Source organism: Hongsoonwoonella zoysiae (assembly GCF_013266695.1).
Classification (GTDB): domain Bacteria; phylum Pseudomonadota; class Alphaproteobacteria; order Rhizobiales; family Stappiaceae; genus Hongsoonwoonella; species Hongsoonwoonella zoysiae.
The window spans coordinates 558915-580434 of sequence record NZ_JABRXF010000002.1 but is presented as its reverse complement, the minus strand read 5'-3'; the positions used below and the strand labels follow the sequence as shown (position 1 = coordinate 580434).

Sequence of the window (21520 nt, the reverse complement as noted above, 5' to 3'; positions counted from 1 at the left end):
TTTGCCGGTGGAAGCCTGTGTTTTCAGGCGCTCATCGCTTTCGGCGCCGAGGCGGTGTTCAGTTCCTTGAAGGATTCGATCACGTGCCTGGCGAAGGCGTCCGTCGCCTTGCCGGCGGAGGACGATTCCTTGAGGATGATGTTGTAATTACCAATTTCCGGCAGATTATGCCTGTCGTCGAGACGTTGTAGCGGAGAATTGACGACGCTTGCCGGAAATGGGGCTATGGCGAGGTCGGCGAGCAATGCCGCTTCCTGCCCCGCGCTGTGAAAGCTCTGATATGCGATCCGGTATGGTTTTTCCGCCTTGTCGAGCGCTATACGCGCAGCCCTTCGCCACGGGCAACCGGAAATCGAGACGGCAAGCGGAACGGGGTCGCGCTGATAGGCGATACCACCTTCAAGCCCCACCCAGACGAGCGGCTCCGTGTAAACGATCTCCCCGCCGAGCGCGAAATCGCTGTCGGGCCGTGCGGTATAGAGGATCAGGTCGAGTTCGTTCTGCCTGAGTCCCTTTAGAAGTTGCGGGCTGCCGTCCAGATGCACATCCACGCTTACGCCCGGGTGGGTGCGGGCGAAACGGGCCAGGATGTTCGGCAGGAAACGCGTTCCGAAATCGGACGGCGCGCCGAAACGGACTTCCCCCTCCACGTTGGGCGAGCGGAACAGGAACACCGCCTCTTCGTTCAGGAGAAGGATCTTTCGCGCATATCCAAGCAGAGCTTCGCCTTCCGCCGTCATGCGCACACTGCGGTTCTCCCTTGCAAAAACGGTAACCCCGAGAATTGCCTCCAGTCTCTTGATCTGCATGGAGACAGCCGAAGGCGTTCGGCCAATGATTTCGGAAGCCTTTGAAAAACTTCCACATTCTACAATCACCAGAAAGGTTCGATAAAGATCGAGCTCAACCAGCGGCGCGCCTTTTCCCGGAAGCTGTTCCATTGAATCCCGCTCGAATTGTCGGTTCAATCAAATTGATCGATAGCATAAACTCTTTTCGTTTGATTGAAAGGTCGAATGGCACCATATGGCGATCAAGTCATCGCGGATCCCGCGATTTCCATCCGGTCGCAACCCGAAACCTTTGGTGAGTGAAATGTCTTTCCTGGCTCATGCACTTGGAGATGCTCTCTTCGGCATCATCAACGGGCGGCATCACGTTCACCTGTCTGATGCCGATCCGCGCTCGTTCAACGATCTCGGCATCAACGGTAACGCTGCACAGCGTGCCCGTTTCAACTCCTTCCGCTTTGGCGAACCCGGCGCGTCCAACGCCGCACGCCTGGGCGTGAACGGGCGTTGATGCTCCCCCTCCCAACTTAAGTAAACTAAGCCCCGTACGATATCGTACGGGGCTTTTTTCTCTTTGGAATTCAGCCTCAAAGGCTCAGGTTCAGAATATTCTCCAGATATTCCTGGCGACCCGAGACGGGTGAGGGATTCACTCTTTCGCGCTCGACCATCTCGGCGATGCCGGAAAGGCTCATTTCGCCTTTCAGCATTGCCTGCGCCTTGTCGCTTCCCCACTTCGCGTAACGGTCTTCCAAAGCCCTTGAAAGGTCGCCTCGCTCGATCAGGTCGGCTGCCACCAGCAGCGCGCGGGCGCAAGTGTCGATCCCGCCGACATGCGCATGGATCAGGTCCGCCGGATCGATCGACTGGCGCCGCAGCTTCGCATCGAAGTTGAGCCCGCCCGTCGTGAAGCCGCCCGATTTAAGGATGTAATAGAGCGCAAGCGCCACTTCCTGGACGTTCATCGGAAACTGATCGGTGTCCCAGCCGGACTGATAGTCGTTCCGGTTGATGTCGCACGACCCGAAAATACCAAGTGCCGCAGCCAGCGCCACTTCATGCTCGAAGGAATGGCCGGCAAGCACGGCATGGCCGACCTCGATATTCACTTTCACTTCGTTTTCAAGGCCGTAGCGCTTGAGGAAGCCGTAAACACTGGCAACGTCATAATCATACTGGTGCTTGGTCGGTTCCTGCGGCTTCGGTTCGATCAGGATCGTCCCGTCGAATCCGATCTTGTGCTTGTATTCGACGACGAGCGACAGAAAACGCCCGAGCTGGTCGAGCTCGCGCGCCATGTCCGTATTCAGCAGCGTCTCGTAGCCTTCGCGCCCGCCCCAAAGCACGTAGTTTTCGCCGCCAAGCTCTTTCGTAACGTCAATGCAGTTCTTCACCTGCGCGGCGGCATAGGCGAATACGTCGGGGTCCGGGTTGGTGGCGGCACCGGCCATGTAGCGGCGGTTCGAAAAGAGATTTGCCGTGCCCCAAAGCAGTTTCGTTTTGGAAGAGGCCATCTTCTTTTGAAAGATTTCGGCAATTTCGCGCACGTTCTTGTTCGATTCCGCAAGGCTTGCACCCTCCGGCGCAATGTCCCGGTCGTGGAAGCAGAAGAAGGGAACGTCCAGGATATCGAACATTTCGAAGGCGACATAGGCCTTTAGTCGAGCGTGGTCCATGTCGTCGCCGAACCATGGGCGCTCAAAAGTTTGTCCGCCGAAGGGATCGCCGCCGGGCCAGCAGAAGTTATGCCAGTAGCAGACGGCAAAGCGCAAATGGTCTTCCATGCGCTTGCCGAGGACGATGCGGTCCGGGTCGTACCAGCGGTAGGCGAGCGGGTTTTCGCTTTCCCGTCCTTCATAGCGGACCGGAGTGATATCCTTGAAAAAACCGGTACTCATGACATGACCTCTTTGATAGCGGGATAAAGAGTGCGGTAGCGGCGCAGCGGCTCCTGATAGCCGTCCGTCAACCGCGCATCGGGCTCGATGGTGGTTTCGATCATCGGTGGCTTGAAGACTTCGGCCGCCGGAATGCCGGAAGCCGTCATGCCGAGACGGGCGGCACCGAAGGCTGCGCCATAATCGCCATGCGCCGGGATATCCACGGGGCGCTCCAGCACGCTTGCCATGATCTTCAGCCAAAGCCGGGAACGCGCGCCGCCGCCAAGCGCCGTCAACCGCTCGACGTTTGTCCCCGCCGCTGTCAACGCATCGAGACAGTCACGAAATGCGAAGGCGACACCGTCGAGGACGGCGCGGGCAAGATCGGCCTGGTCGTGCGCCTGGCTGAGGCCGGCAAACAATCCCCGCGCCTTTGCGTCATTGTGCGGCGTCCTCTCACCGGAAAGATACGGCAAGAAGGCGATTTGCGACGGCCCCTCGCCCCTTTCAGCCCTTGCTTCCGCTGCATTGACGAGGTCCGCCGGATCGGCTCCGGCAAGCCGCCCCAGCCAGTTGAGACTGTCGGTCGCCGACAGGATAACGCCCATCTGGTGCCAGGTCTCAGGCAGCGCGTGGCAAAAGGCGTGAACGGCGCTATCGGTATTCGGGCGGAAGCGATCCGTGGAAACGAAGAGGACGCCCGAGGTGCCGAGCGAAAGAAAAGCGCCGCCCGGCTCCACCGCGCCTATGCCGCAGGCGCTCGCGGCATTATCCCCGGCGCCGCCGGCGACGACTGGTGAATTCGACATGCCCCATCGGTTGGCAAGTTCGGCCTTGAGCGTGCCTGATGGCTCCGTTCCCTCGACGAGCGCCGGCATTTGTCCACGGGTCAATCCCGTTGCTTCGAGAAGACGATCGGACCAGCGCCGCTTGTCGACATCGAGCCACAGCGTGCCCGCGCTGTCCGACATGTCGGAAAAATACTCCCCGGTCAGGCGAAAGCGCACATAATCTTTCGGTAACAGCACCTTGGCGACCATGGAGAAAACGTCGGGCTCATGCCAGCGCACCCACTCGAGCTTCGGCGCGGTAAAACCCGGCATGACGAGATTGCCGCCGATGCCGCGAAAATCGGCGCGCGCATCGAGCGCGGCGCATTCGGCAAAGGAGCGTCCGTCATTCCAGAGGATCGCCGGACGCAGGATATCGTCGTTTGCATCGAGAAGCGTCGCGCCATGCATCTGGCCCGAAAGCCCGATGCCTTTTACCGCGCTCATCTCGGCGGGAAACTCGCGGTGCAGCCTGTCGAGCGCGACTTCGCTCGCCATCCACCAGTCGAGCGGATCCTGTTCCGACCAGCCGGGTTGCGGCCGCGACACCGACAGATCGGCCGTCTTTTGCCCGACCATATTCTGCTCTTCGTCGATGAGCACCGCCTTTACGCCGGATGTGCCGATATCGATGCCGAGGTACACGCTTCACCTCCCGTAAGGTTTTTTATCGCTTCGGGTCATCACAATTTTTGAGGTACGTAACTCATAATTGCCGCCAGGCCAATCCACTGTCTTGAAAAAATCATACGAAACATGTTCGCGCTTATCGAAGTGTTTTGTTAATCGACTGTCTTTGAACGCATTTTCTTGATCTCGCCGCGTTGTTTTTTCGCTGCGATCCGCCGCTCCTTGGAGCCTTTCGTGGGGCGGGTCGGCTTGCGGGGCTTGGGTCGCACAAGCGCCTGACGCGCAAGTTCGGCAAGACGCTCCATGGCGTCCTGCCGGTTTTGCTCCTGGGTACGGAAACGGTCAGCCTGCAGCAGGATTTCGCCGGATTGCGTCAACCTGCTGCCGGCAAGCCGGGCCATCCTCGCCTTGGCGTCAGGGGGCAGCGTTTCGTTTCCCTTCAAATCGAAGCGAAGCTGCACCGCGGTCGCGACCTTGTTGACATTCTGGCCGCCCGGACCGGAGGCGCGAATGAAAGCCTCGGAGATATCCTCGGCCGGGATGTGTAAATTGGCGGTTACGCGCAGATCGCCACGGCGTATTTCTCTCGTCATGTGCGGTCCCGATAATTTCGGCGAGGAGAATTCCAGAAGGTTTGTTTCGGGTTCATCTCGATGCTATCCGGGTGAATGAGAATTCCAAAACTTCCCCAGAAAGGCGAGCAGACCGTGCAGCCCTCCCGCGATATATCCGGCCTCCTGGAAATCATGGCCGCGCTCCGTGACCCTGCGTCAGGATGCCCATGGGACGTCGAGCAGGATTTCCGCTCCATCGCACCCTACACGATCGAGGAGGCTTACGAGGTGGCCGACGCGATCCAGCGCGACGATCACGATGACTTAAGGGAAGAACTCGGTGACCTCCTCCTGCAGGTCGTCTACCACGCCCAGATGGCCGATGAGGAGGGCCGCTTCGACTTTGCCGACGTCGTGGAGGGGATAACCACGAAAATGATCCGCCGACACCCGCATGTCTTTGGCGACGAGGAGGCCAAAAGCGCCGGCATGGCAAAAGGTGCGTGGGAGAGGATAAAGGCGGAGGAAAAGCGCGAGCGGGCAAAGCGGCGGGCGCAACTGGGTATCGAGGATAAGGACAAGGGGTTCCTCGACCATGTTCCGACGATATTTCCCGCATTGACCGAAGCCGAGAAGCTTCAGAAACAGGCCTCGAAGGTCGGCTTCGACTGGGGCGCGGCAGGGCCCGTCCTCGACAAGGTTGCCGAGGAAACGCAAGAACTTGCCGAAGAAGTTTCAAGCGATACGCCAGATCGTGACCGGATCGAGGACGAGATCGGAGATCTTTTCTTCGCGATCGCCAATCTCGCCCGCCACCTGGAGATCGACCCGGAGAAGGCGCTGAAGCGAACGAATGCCAAGTTCCGCAAGCGTTTCGCCCACATCGAGGAAACGGCCAAGGCGCGGCAGACGACGCTCGACGCCATGTCGCTGGACGAGATGGAAGAAATCTGGCAGGCGGCTAAGCGGATTTAGCTTCGATATAGCTCTTGCAACGCTGCATGAAGCGGTCGCGCTGCTTGGGGGCGACACGCAGCGTCAGGTGACTTGACGCGTCGCCATCCCGCCGCTCGAGCACTTCCGTCGAGCGGTAAAGCCAGGCCAGCGTTTCGCCCTCTTCCAGCGGAAGGTCAATCTCATAGACCGAGCGCTCCTGCGAGACCCGCGCCTCGATGCGCTGCAGCAGGATATCGATGCCTTCGCCCGATATGGCGGAAAGGGCGATTGCCCCGCCGTCCGCCCGGTTCGCCTCCAAAACCGCCTCCCGACGGGCCGGATCGAGTAGATCGACCTTGTTCCAGACCTCGATGATGCGCTCGTCGCTGCCCTCCTCTATGCCGAGAAGACGCAGCGTATCGGCAACGTCGAGCGCCTGGGCATCCGTATCCTCATGCGAAATGTCGCGCACATGCAGGATCAGGTCCGCTTCCAGAACCTCTTCCAGCGTCGCGCGGAAGGCGGCGACCAGATGCGTCGGCAGGTCGGAAATGAAACCGACGGTGTCGGACAGGATCACCTCGCCGCCATGCGGCAGCGGAATGCGCCTGAGCGTCGGATCGAGGGTCGCAAACAGGAGATTCTCGGCAAAGACTTCCGACTCGGTGAGCCTGTTGAACAAAGTGGACTTGCCGGCGTTGGTGTATCCGACAAGCGCCACCACGGGCTGAGGCACCTTCTTGCGCTGTTTGCGGTGAAGATCGCGCGTGCGGCGCACCTGCTCAAGCTTTTTCTCAAGCTGCGAGATGCGCTCCTGGATAAGGCGCCTGTCCGCCTCGATCTGGGTTTCGCCGGGGCCGCCGATGAAGCCGAGGCCGCCACGCTGACGCTCAAGGTGTGTCCATGAGCGTACAAGGCGGCTTTTCTGCCACTTGAGATGGGCAAGCTCCACCTGCAAGCGCCCTTCGGCGGTACGCGCCCGCGCCCCGAAAATTTCGAGAATGAGGCCCGTGCGGTCCAGCACCTTGGCGTTCAGCGCCTTTTCGAGGTTGCGCTGCTGGATCGGCGTCAACGGATGATCGACGACGACAAGCTCGACATCCTCCGTCTTCACGGTGAGGCCAAGCTCTTCCACCTTGCCGGTGCCGAAGAGCGTGGCGGGGCGAAGGCTGTTGAGCGTGACGATCCCGGCCGAGACGATCTCAAGATCGATCGCCCGGGCAAGACCGACAGCTTCGTCCAGCCGGGCTTCATTGGAACGCTCCGGCCGGGCGGCCTCGTTCGAGCGTCTGATTTTCGGCCCGAACACAGGCACGACGACAAGCGCCCTTGCGCCGACGCTTTCCTTACGTTCGGCGAACGGCTCGTGAGCCGTGCCGCCCTTTTCAGATTCGGTCGATTTTCTCGATTTCGGCTTCAATCAGCCCGCCGCCTTCTCGCTTTCGGCCTCATTGGGATCGAACAACTGGATCGGAGTATTCGGCATGATAGTGGAAATCGCGTGCTTGTAGACAAGCTGCGAATGCCCGTCCCTGCGCAAAAGAACGCAGAAATTGTCAAACCAGGTGACTACACCTTGAAGTTTGACACCGTTGATGAGGAAAATGGTGAGCGGAGTTTTTTGCTTGCGTACGTGGTTGAGAAACGTGTCTTGAAGGTTTTGTGCGCGGTCAGCCATGTTTTTTTATGTCCTGGTTTCTAAGTTGTGGCCTTAACGTCCGCGCGTCTCCCAATGTGCCCTTAGGTTAATAGATGCGCGTCGGGCGGCCTTCTTGTTTGACGGTTTGAGGATTCGCGGGAAGGAAGCGCTATCCCCGTTCCGCCTGAGATTTGGTCAGATATCTTTGTTGCTCCGTGACAGTCACAAAGGCCAGTCTAACGGATGAAAATTCGTTTTGTCTCCAGATTTTTCAAGGCCCTCGGCAGACTGTCACAGCGATTCCAGTTCACTCACTTCATGAAATTTTTCACGCAACATACGTGAAATCGCGCCAGGATAACCGTTCGCAACGACCGTATCGTCGATACGCACAACCGGCATGACAATCGTCGAGGCCGCGGTAATGAACGCCTCCCGGGCCGATTTCGCCTCTTCCACGGTAAAGGGCCGCTCTTCGAACTTTATGCCTTCACGCGCCGCAAGTTCGATCACGACCTGCCGGGTGATGCCGCGCAGGATGCCGGCTTCCGCCGGACGGGTGACGAGCGCGCCCTCTTTCGTCACGATCCATGCATTCGTCGAGCCGCCCTCTGTCACGTTGCCGTCCCGGTCCACGAACCAGGCCTCCTTGGCGCCCTGCTCCTTCGCCTTTTGCTTGGCAAGGACGTTCGGAAGAAGGCCGATGGATTTGATGTCGACACGCTCCCAGCGGTTTTCGGGAACGGTGATTACCGCACAGCCGGTTTCGGCGGCCTTTTCGGCCGCACGTGGATCGGTGGAACGCGCCGTGACGACCAGAGCCGGCGGCGTATCGCCGGCCGGGAAATAATGATCGCGCTTCGCAACGCCACGCGTGACCTGCAAATAAACGAGGCCGTTTTTCACCCGATTGCGGCGAATGACCTCTCGCATGATCAAGCAAAGCGCGGGCCGACCCATCGGCGCATCGATGGAAAGCTCGCGTAGCGACCGGTCCAGCCTGTCGAGATGACGCCGCTCGTCCACGATATTGCGGTTCCAGATCTCGCACACCTCGTAGACGCCATCGGCGAACTGATAGCCGCGATCCTCGATATGAACGCAGGCTTGCGAATGCGGAACATATTGGCCGTTCACATAGGCAACGCGACTCATCGCAACTCCAACAGTCTTTAGGAAACGGGTTATTCGCCAACGAGTATCGCGCTTCGGTGGAGCGGGGCAAGAGGCCAATGAACGAAATACCCGCCTCCGGCCCGCCGCGACCGCGAATAGACGAAGGCCGGCAGAATTCGGAACAATCAGAAGAATTCCAGGCTCACGCGGAACATCTGCTCCACCTGCCGCACCCGATCCGCCACCGCGAAGAGAACCACGCGGTCATGCGCCTGGAGCTGGGTTTCGCCGTTCGGCGTAATGACCTTGCCATCGCGGAATATCGCGCCAACGCGAATGCCGTCCGGCAGATCGACATCGCGCAAGGGCCTTCCGACCATCGGCGAGGTTTCCAGCGCTTCGGCCTCGATAATTTCCGCAGCTCCGTTTTGAAGCGCGTGAACGCCGCGAATGCGCCCCCTTCTGACGTGGCGCAGGATCTTGGAAATCGTCACTTGGCGCGGGTTGACGAAAGCGTCGATGCCGAGCGCATGCGCAAAGGTCGGATAGCTGGAGTTGTTCAAAAGCGAAAGATTGCGCCGGCAGCCAAGCTTCTTTGCCATCACGCAGGAGAGAATATTGACCTCGTCCTCGTTGGTGAGCGCGACCATCGTATCCGCATCCTCGATGTCGGCCTCCAGCAGAAGATGCTGATCGAGCGCGCTGCCGTGCAGGATCACCGTGCGCTTCAACTCGTCGGCAATGGCCACCGCACGCTCGCGCGAATGCTCGATCAGCTTTACCTTAGCCTTCGTCTGCCGCTGCTCGAGAGCGCGGGCGACGTAAAGGCCGATGTTGCCGCCGCCGGCGATCACCACTCGGTTCGCCTCCGGCTCCTCATGACCGAAAATGGAAAGCGTACGGCGCACCTGATCACGCCGGGCGACGATATAAACGAGATCGTCTTGCAGGATCGTGTCGGAACTTTTCGGCACGAACAGCTTGTTTGCCCGGAAGACGCCGACAACCACCGCGCCGAGGTCCGGAAAAAGCTCGGTAAGCTGCCTGAGCGGCGTATTCACCACCGGGCAATCCTCGTTGCACATGATGCCGACCACCACCACGTTATCGTCGGCAAAGCGCACCGTCTCCACCGCGCCGGGCAGCGCAAGGCGGCGAAGCACCATCTCTCCCACCTCGATCTCCGGTGAGATGATCACGTCGATCGGCATGTTTTCGCGCGAGAAAAGGTCGCTCCACTGTCCTTCCAGGTAGCTTTGCGCACGCACGCGGGCGATCTTGGTCGGCACGTTGAAAAGCGAATGCGCCACCTGGCAGGCGACCATGTTGACTTCGTCGTAAAGGGTGACGGCGATCAGCATGTCGGCCTGGTCGGCGCCCGCCTGGGCCAGCACGTCCGGATGCGCGCCGTGGCCGACGAAGCCACGAACGTCGAGCGTGTCGCGGATCGCGTTGACGAGGCGCGGCGATGAATCGATTACCGAGACATCGTTTTGCTCCTGCGACAGCTTTTCGGCAATGCCGTAACCGACCTGGCCGGCGCCGCAGATGACAACTCGCATGCACTAAGCCCTTGTGGTTTCTATGCGGTGCTAACGGATATCGCTTCCCACGGCAATTTTTTTACGACAATCCCAGCGTCTTCAGCTTGCGGTGAAGAGCCGAGCGCTCCATGCCGACGAACTCCGCCGTGCGCGAGATATTGCCGCCGAAGCGCTTGATCTGCGCCTGAAGATAATCGCGCTCGAACATCTCGCGCGCGTCGCGAAGGGGAAGCGACATGAGATGCTCGCCATTGCCCGACGACGTCAGGCTCGGCAGCATGTCGCCGACTTCGGCCGGCAGAAGGTCGGCGGTCACCACCGCGTCGGGTTCGCCGCGGGTCAGGATCATCAGGCGCTCGACGTTGTTGCGAAGCTGGCGGATATTCCCGGGCCAGTCGTGCGCCTGCAGCACGGCCATGGCATCCTCCCCGATCTTGCGAACGGGAAGACCGGTCGCGCCGGAAATCTGCTCCATGAAAAAGGCGATCAGTTCGGGAATATCCTCCCGCCGGTCCGCGAGCGGCGGGATACCGAGCGGCACGACGCCGAGGCGATGGAAAAGATCCTGCCGGAAGGTGCCTTCCGCGATCTCCAGTTCGAGGTTGCGCGCACTCGACGAGAGGATGCGCACATCCACCTTCACCTTGCCCGTGCCGCCGACGCGCACGAATGTCTGCTCCACCAGAACGCGCAGGATCTTGCCCTGCGTCTCGCGCGGCATGTCTGCCACCTCGTCGAGGTAAAGCGTGCCGCCGTGCGCTTCCTCCAGCGCGCCGACCTTTCTGATCTTGCCGGTCGCCTCGTCCTCGATGCCGAAAAGCTCTTCTTCCATGCGCTCCGGCGTGATCGTCGCCGCATTGATGACGACGAAGGGTCCGCGCGCGCGCGGCGACATGGTGTGGATCGTGCGGGCGGCAAGCTCCTTGCCCGAACCGGAGGGGCCGGTGATCAGGATGCGGCTATTGGTGGCGGCGATGCGCTCTATCGTCTGGCGCAGGTGGTTTACGGCGGAGGAGGCACCGATCATCTGAAGGGCATCGGAGCTGCGCTGCTTCAGGTCCTTGATCTCGCGCCTGAGCGAGGAAGCCTCCAGCGCACGCTCGGTGATAAGCACCAGGCGGTCGGCCTTGAAGGGTTTTTCTATGTAGTCGTACGCGCCGCGCTTGATCGCGGAAACGGCGGTTTCGATATTGCCGTGGCCGGAAATGATGACGATCGGCAGGTCGGGATCCTGCTCCTTGATCACATCGAGAAGGGCCAAGCCGTCAAGCCGGCTGCCCATCAGCCAGATATCGAGGATCACCAGCGAGGGACGGCGCTCCCTGATCGCCGCAAGCGCGGAATCGCTGTCCCCGGCGGTGCGGGTATCATAGCCTTCGTCATCGAGAATGCCGGCTATCAGCTCCCGGATGTCGGCCTCGTCATCAACGATGAGAATGTCATAGGGCATTGTTTTCTACCGTTTCTTCAACCGTCGATTTGCTGGCGTCCGATTTGCCGGCGTCGTCTTGCGCCTGCTCTTCGGAGGTTGGCGGGCGTGCGCTCAACCGAAGGCGGACCATGGCGCCCCGCCCGCCCCCGGCTACGGCCGGCGCGTCCAGTAGGTCGATGCCGCCGCCGTGCTCTTCCATGATCTTGCGCACGATGGCGAGGCCCAGCCCCGTGCCCTTTTCACGCGTGGTCATATAGGGTTCGAGCAATCGCTGCCTGTTTTCCTGCGGCAGGCCGATGCCATTGTCGATGATATCGATCACGCGCATCTCGTCTTCATTGCGCAAATGCACATCGATGCGCCCCTTTTCGCCTTCGCTGAACTGTGCTGCGGCGATCGCCTCCGTCGCGTTCTTGATGACGTTGGTAAGCGCCTGGCCGACGAGGCGCGTGTCGAAGATCGTCGGCAGGCTTTCCTCCGGAAGATGGGTCTTTATCTCCAGTTCCGGGTGCGCAACGCTTTGCAGGAAGGCCGCCTCGCGCACCGTGTTCCTGAGATCCCCCTTGTCCATGGTCGGCTTGGGCATGCGCGCGAAGGAGGAGAATTCGTCGACCATGCGGCCGATATCGCCTACCTGGCGAATGATCGTGTCGACGCATTGATCGAAGATGGTGCGGTCCTCCTCGATCTTCTTGCCGTAGCGGCGGCGGATACGCTCCGCCGAAAGCTGGATCGGCGTCAGCGGGTTCTTGATCTCATGGGCAATGCGGCGGGCGACATCCGCCCAGGCGGAGGTTCGCTGCGCGGCGACAAGATCCGTAATGTCATCGAGCGTAACGACATAGCCGTGTTCGCGCCTTGTCGACTGTTCGCTGGTGACACGCACGTTCACCGTGCGCTCGCGCCCGTGGCGAACGATGGAAACCTGCGTTTCGCGGAACCGGCCGTCGTTCCTGTTGAGAATATCGTCGACGATGGGAGCAAGCTCGGGAACGGCTTCGGCAAGGGAATGGTCGAGCAACCTTTCCTCTTCCATGTCGAAAAGGGCAAGCGCGGAAAGGTTTACCAGCGAAATCCGCCCCGTCTCGTCGATGCCCACGACACCTGCGGTAACCCCCGAGAGCACGGCTTCCGTAAAGCGGCGGCGGCGGTCGATCTGGTCGTTGGCGGCAAGCAGCGCATCGCGCTGGCCGCGCAACTGCCCGGTCATGTTGTTGAACGTCTCGCCGAGATTGGCGAGGTCGCCTGCGGACTTCTCCGTTTCCACGTTTACCAAGAGATTGCCCCTGGAAACCTCATCGGCGGCGGCGATCAGCCGCCGGATCGGCGCGACCAGCCGGTTCGCGAAGCCGAAACCCATCCAGATCGCTGACAGAAGCAGAACGAGCGCCACGCCCGTAAAGACCAACGCAAAGGCGACCTGCACCCCGAAGCGGGTGTTTTCCAGCTCCGTGTATTGTTCGGCCCCCTCCTCCGCCAGGCGCATGTAATCGACCACGCGCTTGTCCATCGCGCGGGTGATGTAGAGATACATGTCGTCATAGGCGGAAAGCTTGATGACGCCGCCGACAAGATTGGACGGGCCGGGCGCGATCAGCACCGGTTCACCGTCTTCAGCCTCCCTGAAGGCATTGTCGGGCGGCAGCAGGACGCGAGCATCCGGCTTCGGCAGGACGCGGGTGATGATCGACCCGTCGGAGCTCATCAGATAGGCGCCGAGAAGCGCGCGAAGCGAAGTCTGCGCCTGAAAGAAGCTGTCGAACCGCGTCGGCTCGTAGTCATAGACGGCCTTGGCGCGGTCGATATCGTTGCCCATGGCGATGAGATCGGCACGCAGAACCCGCGCATGCTCCTGCAGATAGGCCTGGGCAACGACGAGCGCGTTGTTGATGATGGTGCGCGTGCGATCCTCGAACCAGCGGTCGAGGCCGCGGTCGAGCGTGACCGTGGCGACAACCGCGACGATGATCGCCGGAACGGCGGCAACCACGCTGAACAGCGTGACGATGCGCACGTGAAGGCGCGCGGCCGCCCGCCCCCGCCGCCTTGCTTGCACGAGGCCCACGACCTCGTAGCAGATCATGAAAACCAGGATCGCCACGAGCACCGTGTTGATCGCCATGGCAATCGTCACGACCCGGCTCGTCGGCTGAATCGGCGTCAGGCCGGTCAGGACGAAGAACGTCACGGCGATGGAGATCAGAGCAAGGATAACGAGCGCAAACCCCGCCTTGCGGAATCCGCCTGCTCGCGAAGGCTGCTCGCCCTCGATACCGCTTTTGCCGTGACGCTCCGCAAGTACGGACATCAAAACACCATTCGTAAAAAGCCCGATCACATATCGACGAGAAGATGTTTTTCGAAGTTCGCGACGCCGATACCACACTTTGTTGCTTAAATACGACAGTTTGCGGGCAACGTCATGCCCGGTTATGCGGAAATTTAACTATCCACATTTCCCGCAGGCAGAATGGCGCAAGGCGCGGCCGCTTTCCGGCACCTCTTGGAGGTCGTTCAGCGGCTGGAGCGGATGACCTGGATATCCAGATCTTTCACCTTCTTGCGCAAGGTGTTGCGATTGACGCCCAGAAGTTCTGCCGCGCGGATCTGGTTGCCGCGCGTGGCGGCAAGTGCCGCGCTGATGAGCGGATATTCAACCTCGCGCAGGATGCGGTGGTAAAGCCCCGGAGGCGGCAGCGCCTCGCCGAAATTGTCGAAATAGCCGTTGAGATAACGCTCCACCGAATCGCCGAGGTTTTCGCTGGCGTTCTCGCCGTTGAGCGAGGATGGGGCCGGCTGGCTCAGTTCCTGGTCGATCAGCGAGGTGGTGATCACGTCTTGCGGATAAAGCGCCGCAAGCCGTCGGATCAGGTTTTCAAGCTCGCGCACGTTGCCGGGCCAGCGATGACGGCGTAGACGCTCAAGCGCCGCCTGGTCGATCTGCTTGGCGGGAAGCCCTTCCTGCTCCGCCAGCATGAAGAAATGGCGCACGAGATCGCCGATATCCTCAAGCCGTTCGCGCAAGGCCGGCAGGCGGATCGGAACGACGTTGAGGCGGTAGAACAGGTCCTCGCGGAAGAGGCCTTGCTGGATCAGATGGCTCAGATCCTTGTTGGTGGCGGCGATTATGCGCACATCCGTCTTGATGGGCGTACGGCCGCCGACGGTCGTGTATTCGCCCTGCTGGAGAACGCGCAGGAGCCGCGTTTGCGCCTCCATCGGCATGTCGCCGATTTCATCGAGAAACAACGTGCCGCCGTCGGCCTGCTCGAAACGGCCGGAGGAGCGCGCCTGGGCGCCGGTGAAAGCGCCCTTCTCATGGCCGAAAAGTTCCGCCTCGATCAGATCACGCGGTATGGCGGCCATGTTGATGGCGACGAACGGCCCGTTCCTGCGCTTGCCATAATCATGCAGGGCCTTGGCGACAAGCTCCTTGCCGGTGCCGGATTCGCCGGAAATCATGACCGTCAGGTCCGTCTGCATGAGGCGGGCGAGAACGCGGTAAATCTCCTGCATGGCGGGCGAGCGCCCGACCAGCGGAATATGTTCGTTCGTCTCTTCCACGGGCGAAGCGTGCCGGCCCTTCGGCTCCGACAGGGCGCGGCCGACGATGGTCGTCAGTTCCTTGAGGTCGAACGGCTTCGGCAGATATTCGTACGCCCCCTTTTCCGACGCTCGGATCGCCGTCATGAAGGTGTTTTGCGCACTCATCACCACAACCGGAAGATCGGGCCGCAATTTCCGCATCCGCGGCAGCACATCGAAGATGTTTTCATCCGGCATGACGACGTCGGTGATGACAAGATCGCCATCTCCGGAACTTACCCATCGCCAGAGCGTGGTGGCGTTGGAGGTCAGGCGCACGGTGTAGCCCGCACGCGAAAGAGCCTGATTCAATACCGTGCGGATCGCGGCATCGTCGTCGGCAACGAGAATGGTCCCGGTCGGCATTGGTCAACATGTCCTGTCGTTCGAGGGCATACCCTTGGGCAGATAGGCAGGCATCAGGATGCGAAATACGGTTCGCCCCGCCTGGCTGTCGCATTCGATGACGCCGCCGTGGTCGCCGATGATCTTGGCGACAAGCGCAAGGCCGAGGCCCGAACCGTTGGTCTTGGTGGTGATGAACGGCTCGAACAGGTGCGGCAGCAGGTCTTCCGGCACGCCAGGGCCATTGTCGCGAACACAGAATTCAAGCGGCAGACTGACCCGCTCCGTCGTCCCGGGAACGGACAGGCGAATGCCGGGCCTGAAGGCCGTCGTGAGCGCGACCTCGGCATCGGATCTGCCGCCGAGCGACTCGCAGGCGTTTTTCACCAGATTGAGGAAGACCTGCACCAGTTGATCCCGGTTCGCATAGACGGCGGGAAGCGAGGGGTCATATTCCTCGACAATCCGCACGTTGCGGGCGAAGCCGGATTCGGCAAGCCGTTTCACGTGATCGAGCACGACATGGATGTTTACCGGCTCGCGCTCTATCGGCCGTTCGTCGGAAAAAACCTCCATCCGGTCGACGAGCTTCACGATCCGGTCCGTCTCGTCCATTATGAGGCGGGTAAGCGGGCGATCGTCCTCGCCGGTGGAAGCTTCGAGAAGCTGCGCGGCACCGCGAATACCCGAAAGCGGGTTCTTGATCTCATGGGCAAGCATGGCCGCAAGCCCCGTCACTGTGCGTGCGGCACCTCGCGAGGTGAGCTGCCGGTCGATCTTTTCAGCCATGCCGCGTTCCTGGAACATCAGCACGACAGCACCCTGCTGCTCGGTAACGGGCGCGGCGTTGATATCGACGATGCGATCCGCGCCGATGCGAGGCGAGCCGACATCGACCTTGTATTCGTTGACCGGCGCGCCACGTTCGCGCACCTGATCGATCAGCGCCAGAAGCGGGCTGCCGAAGGGCACGAAGTAGGAAATCGGGTGCCGCTTCAAAACGGAGGCGCTGGCGCCGAAGAAGTTTTCCGCCGCCATGTTGGCCGCCACGATCGCACCATCGGGACCGACCTGGATGACGGGATGGGGAAGCGAATCGAGAATGCGCGCGCTCGCCTCGCCGTTCACGGTGTTGCGCACCGGCTGCTGCAATGCGCCCGTCATGCCGCGCTCCGCAAGGCCGTTCCGTCAAAACAGGCAGGAATCGCGCGAAGGACTTCCGCCGGATCGTCGCAGGTGAGTATTCTGCGCCTGAGGTCCGCGGGAACGGGCGTTTCAGCTTCGTCCATATACCAGCCGAGATGCTTGCGCGCCGTCCTGCGCCCGACCTCGACGCCGTGGTGGGAGAGCATCATTTCGTAGTGTTCGGCCACCAGACCGGCAAGCGCGGCACCTGCCGGAACCTCCGGCCCCTCGTTTGCGGAAAGTTCCGCACCGATGAGGCCAGGCTGCCAGGGACGGCCATAGGCCCCGCGCCCGATCATGACGGCATCCGCGCCGGAAAGCTCCATCATCCGCCGGGCATCTTCGGTCGTGCGGCAGTCCCCATTGGCAACAAGCGGGATATCGATCGTCTCCCTCACCTGCCGAATCGCGGCCCAGTCCGCGCTGCCCTTGTAGAACTGGCAGCGCGTGCGGCCATGCACCGTCACCATTCTGACGCCGGCGGCTTCCGCGCGGCGGGCAAGCTCCGGCGCGTTGATGGACCGATCGTCCCAGCCAAGGCGCATCTTGAGCGTTACCGGCACATCGACGGCCTTCACCGTCGCTTCGATCAGCGTCATCGCATGGTCGAGATCGCGCATGAGAGCCGACCCGGAGTAGCCGCTCGTCACTTTCTTGGCCGGGCAGCCCATGTTTATGTCTATGATATCCGCGCCCGCGGCTTGCGCATGTTTCGCGGCTTCATGCATCCAGCGCGCCTCGCGCCCGGCAAGCTGTATGACATGCGGGAATATGCCGTCTCCTTCGGCGCGCAGCGACGTCTCGTCGTGACCTTCCACGAACTGCTCGCAGGCGACCATTTCCGATACGACGAGTCCGGCCCCGAAACGCGCGGCAAGCCGGCGGAACGGAAGATCTGAGACGCCCGACATGGGGGCCAGGAACGCCCGGTTCGGGATTTCAACGGAGCCAATCCGAAGCGGCTCAAGGGGGCTCATCGGCGCAAATGACACTGAATTATTGCTCATATGCTGTGCAGTTTCTTCTAGTGCCTATGTAATAGACATTTATCTCTCGTAGCAAGCCTGTTTTTTGCAGTGCGAAATAACCTTTGGACGATCATCCGTCACGTGACTTGTCTCGCAGGCCCCTTTGGCGCAATACCACGATGAGATGATGTAACGACGGCTGGGAGCGAGATGACGATTGACACGAAATCACGGCGGGAAGCGGGTCTATCCCCGCGAATTGTAGCGATCGTCGTTGCGGCCGGACGCGGCACGCGAATTGCCGGGACACAGGAAAGCGCGACGCCGAAGCAATATATCGAACTGGCCGGCGTTTCCATCCTCCGGCGCACGGTGACAGCGTTGCTCGATACGGGGCTTGTCGATGCCGTCTTGCCGGTCATCCATGCCGACGACCGAGCCCTTTATGACCGTGCGATGGGTAGCGACCCCGAGGACGAACGGATCCTGCCGCCCGCGGTGGGAGGAAGGACGCGTCAAGAATCGGTGCTGAACGGGCTTGAGGCGCTTTTCGAAAACGCGCCGGAATTCGTGCTCATTCACGATGCCGCACGCCCTTTCGTTACCCGCGACATTGTGTCGGATGCGGCCGCAAAGCTTGAAGAAGGCGCAAGCGCCCTCATCGCCGCGGTGCCGGTAGCCGACACGCTGAAACGGGTCGATGGCGGAATGACGGTGGGAGCGACCGTGGACAGGAACGGGATATGGGCGGCGCAGACGCCGCAATCGTTCCGTTATTCCGACGTTCTGTATGCCCACCGGAAAGCGGCGGATGCCGGCAGGGGCGATTTTACCGACGATGCGGCGGTGGCCGAATGGGCGGGAATGAACGTTCATGTTTCAACCGGTTCGCCCGGGAACACGAAGATAACGACGCCGGATGACCTGGTGGCGGCGGAACGGAGAGTGCTGATGGAGGAATGGCTCAAGCTCGGGGACATTCGTGTCGGTACGGGATATGACGTGCACGCGTTCGAACCGGGAAAAGCGGTCATTCTTGGCGGAGTGGAAATCCCTTTCGAGCGGAAACTCAAGGGCCATTCGGATGCGGATGTGGTGCTACACGCCATTACCGACGCGATTTTCGGCGCGCTTGGCGACGGAGATATCGGTCACCATTTCCCGCCGAGCGACCCTGAGTGGAAGGGTGCGGCTTCCGACAAGTTCCTGATATTCGCGATCGATCGCGTTGCGCAACAGCGCGGAAGAATCGCCCACATCGACGTGACGATCGTCTGCGAAGCGCCGAAGATCGGCCCCCACAGGGAAAGGATGCGGCGGCGTATTGCCGAAATCTGTAGCCTGCCGGTATCGAGAGTGTCGGTGAAGGCCACGACATCCGAACAACTGGGCTTCACGGGCCGTCGGGAAGGGATAGCCGCAATGGCTTGCGCAACCATCAGGTTGCCATTCGATAGAGCCGGAGAGGACAACCGATGACCGATCTCTCGACGCTGAAACCGCTTGCCCAGGCCCTTATCGCCGAGTGCACGGAAAAGGGCCTGATGATCGCCACCGCCGAATCCTGCACCGGCGGGCTGGTCGCCGGCCTTCTTACCGAAATCGCCGGATCGTCGGCGGTTGTGGATCGCGGCTTCGTCACCTATTCGAACACGGCAAAAACCGAGATGCTTGGTGTGCCGGAAGATCTGATCGCCAACGTCGGCGCTGTGAGCCGCGAAGTCGCCATCGCCATGGCGAAAGGCGCGCTTGCCCGCTCGCGTGCCGATATCGCCGTTTCAGTGACCGGAATAGCCGGACCGGGCGGTGGGTCGGAGGAAAAGCCGGTCGGTCTCGTTCACTTCGCCGTTGCGCGCAACGGCGAGCCCACTCGCCATGTAGAGCGCCGCTTCGGCGACCTCGGCCGTGACGGCATCCGGCTGGCGTCGGTTCGCCAAGCAATTGAAGGTATTTCAAATTTTATAATCTGACCTAACGTATTCTTTGTTTGCGTGAAATAGCGTCGCTGTCTGAAGCCAAAGGTTTTCATGCTCAAATGCAAATTGGGGCATGCCGTTCACGCCGACATGGACAGAGAAGAATGCGCACGCCCATCATCGCCCTAGCCCTCAGCCTTATCGCCGGTACGGCGCAGGCGACCGAATTCTTCATGATCTCCCGCCATGTCGACGGCGTCTTCTACGCAAGCCACCGCATGTATACCGAAAGAGCGCGCGGGCTTTACCAGATCGAACTCTGCGGCCGGAAGTATTGGTCCCGGCCCCGGACAATCGCCTGGATGCGTTGGGAAGTGGAGCACGGGCGCAAGGTCACGCTGGAGTTCAACCAGGGTTCCGGCTGGCGCCGCGCCTGCCTTAACCCGCAGGAACAAGTGAGCCTGAAGGATATCGGCATCGAGGAAGATTATGTCCTCGTCATGCGCCTCGACGATGGCGAGATCGAATACAACCAGCGCTTCCAGGCGCTGAAGAAGGCGTTCAACAAATACAGCAATTCCGGCGAGCAGGCCTCAACCTACCACGCGAAGTAAAGCACGGATTTCAGGCGGTCTTGTAGATCTCGTCGGCGCGCGCCTCGAACGCATCGGAAAACTTGCTGAAGGCGCGGTCGAACATCGCCCCCATGAGCGCGCCCAGCGTACGGCTCTTGAATTCATAGGTGATGTGGAAGCGTATCTCGCAGGAATTTGCCCCGAGCGGTGTGAAGGCCCAGGTGTTTTCCAGGTGCTTGAACGGCCCATCGAGATATTCGACGTAAATTTCGTAGCTGCCACGGTCTAGCGTGACACGGCTCGTGAAGGTCTCGCGGAAAAGCTTGTAGGCCACCGTCATATCCGCGATGAGCACTTCCTTCCCATCGTCGAACTGCTTGCGGCCCCGCACGACCAGCGCTTCGCAAAGCGGGACGAAGCGCGGATATTGTTCGACATCGGCCACCAGATCGAACATGTTTTTCGCGGAATGCTCAACCTTGTGTTCGGTGTGAAACGTCGGCATGTGTCCTCGGCCTGCTGCTCATCAAGTCGTGGTGCGTTTTCCGGTCGCCCTATCGGGCGATCCTGCCGAATTTCGCCTCGCGCGCGCGGCGAAGGTCCGCGAAATCTTCCCCCGCATGATGTGAGGAGCGGGTCAGCGGGCTCGACGATACCTTCAAGAATCCCTTGGCGTAGGCAATACGCTCATAAGCCTTGAATTCCTCAGGCGTGATGAAGGCCATGACCGCATGGTGCTTCTTCGTCGGCTGAAGATATTGACCGATGGTCAGGAAATCGACATCCGCCGTGCGCAGATCGTCCATCAGCTGAAGCACTTCGTTGCGTTCCTCGCCGAGGCCGACCATCATGCCGGACTTGGTGAACATCGTCGTGTCCAGCTCCTTGACCCGCTGCAACAGGCGAATGGAGTGGAAATACCGCGCGCCCGGACGGACCTTGAGATACTTCGATGGAACCGTTTCCATGTTGTGGTTGAAGACGTCGGGCTTTGCTTCCACGACGATTTCGAGCGCACCGTCCTTGCGCAGGAAGTCCGGCGTCAGAACCTCGACCGTCGTGCCCGGAGAGCCTTTGCGGATCGCCTTGATCACATTGGCGAAATGCGTTGCCCCACCATCGTCGAGATCGTCCCGGTCAACGGAGGTGATGACGACATGGTTCAGCCCCATGGCGGCAACGGCTTCGGCTATACGCTCCGGCTCGCCCTCATCCACCGGGCCGGGCATCCCGGTGCGCACATTGCAGAAGGCGCAGGCGCGGGTGCAGGTGTCGCCGAGGATCATGAAGCTCGCGTGCTTCTTCGACCAGCATTCACCGATATTGGGACAGCCCGCCTCCTCGCAAACCGTCACGAGCTTGTTGTCGCGCACGATATCGATCGTCTCGCGATAAACGGGCGACGTCGGGGCCTTAACCCTGATCCATTTCGGTTTGCGCTGGATCGGGTTATCCGGGCGATGCGCCTTTTCCGGATGGCGAGGACGCTCCGGCGACTTTGCCGCATCGGTGTCGGGCTTGGAGAGAGTGTCGACGATCGTAACCATGGGCTTCACATGTCGTTTTTGCGGAGAAAGGTCAAGTGACGAAGGCG

At 60.7% G+C, this 21520-nt stretch carries 20 protein-coding genes; 5 read left to right on the top strand and 15 right to left on the bottom strand.

Features of this window, described 5'->3' with window-relative positions:
* Positions 1 to 23: 23 nt before the first annotated feature.
* Positions 24 to 941, bottom strand: a complete 918-nt coding sequence (locus HPQ64_RS13885) for a LysR family transcriptional regulator (RefSeq protein WP_172889077.1) — start codon at positions 939 to 941, stop codon at positions 24 to 26.
* Positions 942 to 1095: 154 nt separating this feature from the next.
* Here HPQ64_RS13885 and HPQ64_RS13880 point away from each other — a divergent pair, with 154 nt between their 5' ends.
* Positions 1096 to 1302 (top strand): hypothetical protein, encoded by a 207-nt coding sequence (locus HPQ64_RS13880; protein ID WP_160777197.1) that lies wholly within the window; start codon positions 1096 to 1098, stop codon positions 1300 to 1302.
* A 76-nt stretch (positions 1303 to 1378) separates the two neighbouring features.
* Here the strand turns inward: HPQ64_RS13880 and xylA are convergent, their stop codons facing one another.
* The 3 genes from xylA to arfB all read right to left on the bottom strand — a co-directional run bounded on the left by xylA (position 1379) and on the right by arfB (position 4724).
* Positions 1379 to 2689 carry a xylose isomerase gene (gene xylA / locus HPQ64_RS13875; RefSeq protein ID WP_172889076.1) on the bottom strand — a complete coding sequence of 437 codons (1311 nt, stop codon included), beginning with the start codon at positions 2687 to 2689 and terminating at the stop codon, positions 1379 to 1381.
* Positions 2686 to 4146, bottom strand: a complete 1461-nt coding sequence (gene xylB / locus HPQ64_RS13870) for a xylulokinase (RefSeq protein WP_172889075.1) — start codon at positions 4144 to 4146, stop codon at positions 2686 to 2688. The genes xylA and xylB overlap by 4 nt, the downstream gene beginning before the upstream one ends.
* Before the next feature lie 137 nt (positions 4147 to 4283).
* Complete coding sequence (arfB, locus tag HPQ64_RS13865; protein WP_172889074.1) at positions 4284 to 4724, bottom strand: alternative ribosome rescue aminoacyl-tRNA hydrolase ArfB; 441 nt, start codon at positions 4722 to 4724, stop codon at positions 4284 to 4286.
* A 114-nt stretch (positions 4725 to 4838) separates the two neighbouring features.
* Between arfB and mazG the strand changes: the two genes are divergently transcribed.
* Complete coding sequence (gene mazG / locus HPQ64_RS13860; protein WP_172889599.1) at positions 4839 to 5660, top strand: nucleoside triphosphate pyrophosphohydrolase; 822 nt, start codon at positions 4839 to 4841, stop codon at positions 5658 to 5660.
* Here mazG and hflX read toward each other — a convergent pair.
* The 9 genes from hflX to dusB all read right to left on the bottom strand — a co-directional run bounded on the left by hflX (position 5647) and on the right by dusB (position 17378).
* A complete protein-coding gene (gene hflX, locus HPQ64_RS13855; protein WP_172889073.1) occupies positions 5647 to 7041 on the bottom strand; it encodes a GTPase HflX in 1395 nt (464 codons plus the stop codon). The genes mazG and hflX overlap by 14 nt on opposite strands.
* Positions 7042 to 7299, bottom strand: coding sequence for an RNA chaperone Hfq (gene hfq / locus HPQ64_RS13850; protein ID WP_160777201.1), 258 nt, complete (start codon positions 7297 to 7299; stop codon positions 7042 to 7044). It lies immediately after the preceding gene.
* A gap of 252 nt (positions 7300 to 7551) precedes the next feature.
* On the bottom strand, positions 7552 to 8415 hold the full coding sequence (locus HPQ64_RS13845; RefSeq protein ID WP_172889072.1) for a D-amino-acid transaminase: 864 nt from the start codon (positions 8413 to 8415) through the stop codon (positions 7552 to 7554).
* A gap of 146 nt (positions 8416 to 8561) precedes the next feature.
* On the bottom strand, positions 8562 to 9938 hold the full coding sequence (gene trkA / locus HPQ64_RS13840; protein ID WP_172889071.1) for a Trk system potassium transporter TrkA: 1377 nt from the start codon (positions 9936 to 9938) through the stop codon (positions 8562 to 8564).
* 61 nt (positions 9939 to 9999) lie between these two features.
* Positions 10000 to 11370, bottom strand: coding sequence for a nitrogen assimilation response regulator NtrX (gene ntrX / locus HPQ64_RS13835; RefSeq protein ID WP_172889070.1), 1371 nt, complete (start codon positions 11368 to 11370; stop codon positions 10000 to 10002).
* A complete protein-coding gene (locus HPQ64_RS13830) occupies positions 11360 to 13660 on the bottom strand; it encodes a sensor histidine kinase NtrY-like (RefSeq protein WP_172889069.1) in 2301 nt (766 codons plus the stop codon). Before HPQ64_RS13830 ends, ntrX begins: the two co-directional genes overlap by 11 nt.
* Before the next feature lie 206 nt (positions 13661 to 13866).
* Positions 13867 to 15303, bottom strand: a complete 1437-nt coding sequence (ntrC, locus tag HPQ64_RS13825) for a nitrogen regulation protein NR(I) (RefSeq protein ID WP_172889068.1) — start codon at positions 15301 to 15303, stop codon at positions 13867 to 13869.
* A gap of 3 nt (positions 15304 to 15306) precedes the next feature.
* On the bottom strand, positions 15307 to 16446 hold the full coding sequence (locus tag HPQ64_RS13820) for a two-component system sensor histidine kinase NtrB (RefSeq protein ID WP_172889067.1): 1140 nt from the start codon (positions 16444 to 16446) through the stop codon (positions 15307 to 15309).
* A complete protein-coding gene (dusB, locus tag HPQ64_RS13815; RefSeq protein WP_425483820.1) occupies positions 16443 to 17378 on the bottom strand; it encodes a tRNA dihydrouridine synthase DusB in 936 nt (311 codons plus the stop codon). The genes HPQ64_RS13820 and dusB overlap by 4 nt, the downstream gene beginning before the upstream one ends.
* 267 nt (positions 17379 to 17645) lie before the next feature.
* Here dusB and HPQ64_RS13810 point away from each other — a divergent pair, with 267 nt between their 5' ends.
* The 3 genes from HPQ64_RS13810 to HPQ64_RS13800 all read left to right on the top strand — a co-directional run bounded on the left by HPQ64_RS13810 (position 17646) and on the right by HPQ64_RS13800 (position 19965).
* Positions 17646 to 18914, top strand: coding sequence for a bifunctional 2-C-methyl-D-erythritol 4-phosphate cytidylyltransferase/2-C-methyl-D-erythritol 2,4-cyclodiphosphate synthase (locus HPQ64_RS13810; RefSeq protein ID WP_172889065.1), 1269 nt, complete (start codon positions 17646 to 17648; stop codon positions 18912 to 18914).
* The gene (locus HPQ64_RS13805; RefSeq protein WP_172889064.1) at positions 18911 to 19405 is read left to right on the top strand and encodes a CinA family protein; all 495 of its coding nucleotides are present in this window, start codon (positions 18911 to 18913) and stop codon (positions 19403 to 19405) included. The genes HPQ64_RS13810 and HPQ64_RS13805 overlap by 4 nt, the downstream gene beginning before the upstream one ends.
* A gap of 110 nt (positions 19406 to 19515) precedes the next feature.
* Positions 19516 to 19965 carry a hypothetical protein gene (locus HPQ64_RS13800; RefSeq protein ID WP_172889063.1) on the top strand — a complete coding sequence of 150 codons (450 nt, stop codon included), beginning with the start codon at positions 19516 to 19518 and terminating at the stop codon, positions 19963 to 19965.
* A gap of 10 nt (positions 19966 to 19975) precedes the next feature.
* On the opposite strand, the gene HPQ64_RS13795 is transcribed toward HPQ64_RS13800, so the two are convergent.
* Both HPQ64_RS13795 and lipA read right to left on the bottom strand, forming a co-directional pair.
* Complete coding sequence (locus HPQ64_RS13795; protein ID WP_172889062.1) at positions 19976 to 20431, bottom strand: type II toxin-antitoxin system RatA family toxin; 456 nt, start codon at positions 20429 to 20431, stop codon at positions 19976 to 19978.
* A 49-nt stretch (positions 20432 to 20480) separates the two neighbouring features.
* The gene (gene lipA, locus HPQ64_RS13790; protein WP_172889061.1) at positions 20481 to 21473 is read right to left on the bottom strand and encodes a lipoyl synthase; all 993 of its coding nucleotides are present in this window, start codon (positions 21471 to 21473) and stop codon (positions 20481 to 20483) included.
* Positions 21474 to 21520 lie beyond the last annotated feature (47 nt).

Bases quoted from the DNA above. Each gene is read 5' to 3' on its own strand.
- HPQ64_RS13885 (WP_172889077.1), bottom strand. From the start codon at position 941: ATGGAACAGCTTCCGGGAAAAGGCGCGCCGCTGGTTGAGCTCGATCTT.
- HPQ64_RS13880 (WP_160777197.1), top strand. From the start codon at position 1,096: ATGTCTTTCCTGGCTCATGCACTTGGAGATGCTCTCTTCGGCATCATC.
- xylA (WP_172889076.1), bottom strand. From the start codon at position 2,689: ATGAGTACCGGTTTTTTCAAGGATATCACTCCGGTCCGCTATGAAGGA.
- arfB (WP_172889074.1), bottom strand. From the start codon at position 4,724: ATGACGAGAGAAATACGCCGTGGCGATCTGCGCGTAACCGCCAATTTA.
- hfq (WP_160777201.1), bottom strand. From the start codon at position 7,299: ATGGCTGACCGCGCACAAAACCTTCAAGACACGTTTCTCAACCACGTA.
- HPQ64_RS13845 (WP_172889072.1), bottom strand. From the start codon at position 8,415: ATGAGTCGCGTTGCCTATGTGAACGGCCAATATGTTCCGCATTCGCAA.
- trkA (WP_172889071.1), bottom strand. From the start codon at position 9,938: ATGCGAGTTGTCATCTGCGGCGCCGGCCAGGTCGGTTACGGCATTGCC.
- ntrX (WP_172889070.1), bottom strand. From the start codon at position 11,370: ATGCCCTATGACATTCTCATCGTTGATGACGAGGCCGACATCCGGGAG.
- HPQ64_RS13830 (WP_172889069.1), bottom strand. From the start codon at position 13,660: ATGTCCGTACTTGCGGAGCGTCACGGCAAAAGCGGTATCGAGGGCGAG.
- ntrC (WP_172889068.1), bottom strand. From the start codon at position 15,303: ATGCCGACCGGGACCATTCTCGTTGCCGACGACGATGCCGCGATCCGC.
- HPQ64_RS13820 (WP_172889067.1), bottom strand. From the start codon at position 16,446: ATGACGGGCGCATTGCAGCAGCCGGTGCGCAACACCGTGAACGGCGAG.
- dusB (WP_425483820.1), bottom strand. From the start codon at position 17,378: ATGTCGGGCGTCTCAGATCTTCCGTTCCGCCGGCTTGCCGCGCGTTTC.
- HPQ64_RS13810 (WP_172889065.1), top strand. From the start codon at position 17,646: ATGACGATTGACACGAAATCACGGCGGGAAGCGGGTCTATCCCCGCGA.
- HPQ64_RS13805 (WP_172889064.1), top strand. From the start codon at position 18,911: ATGACCGATCTCTCGACGCTGAAACCGCTTGCCCAGGCCCTTATCGCC.
- HPQ64_RS13800 (WP_172889063.1), top strand. From the start codon at position 19,516: ATGCGCACGCCCATCATCGCCCTAGCCCTCAGCCTTATCGCCGGTACG.
- HPQ64_RS13795 (WP_172889062.1), bottom strand. From the start codon at position 20,431: ATGCCGACGTTTCACACCGAACACAAGGTTGAGCATTCCGCGAAAAAC.
- lipA (WP_172889061.1), bottom strand. From the start codon at position 21,473: ATGGTTACGATCGTCGACACTCTCTCCAAGCCCGACACCGATGCGGCA.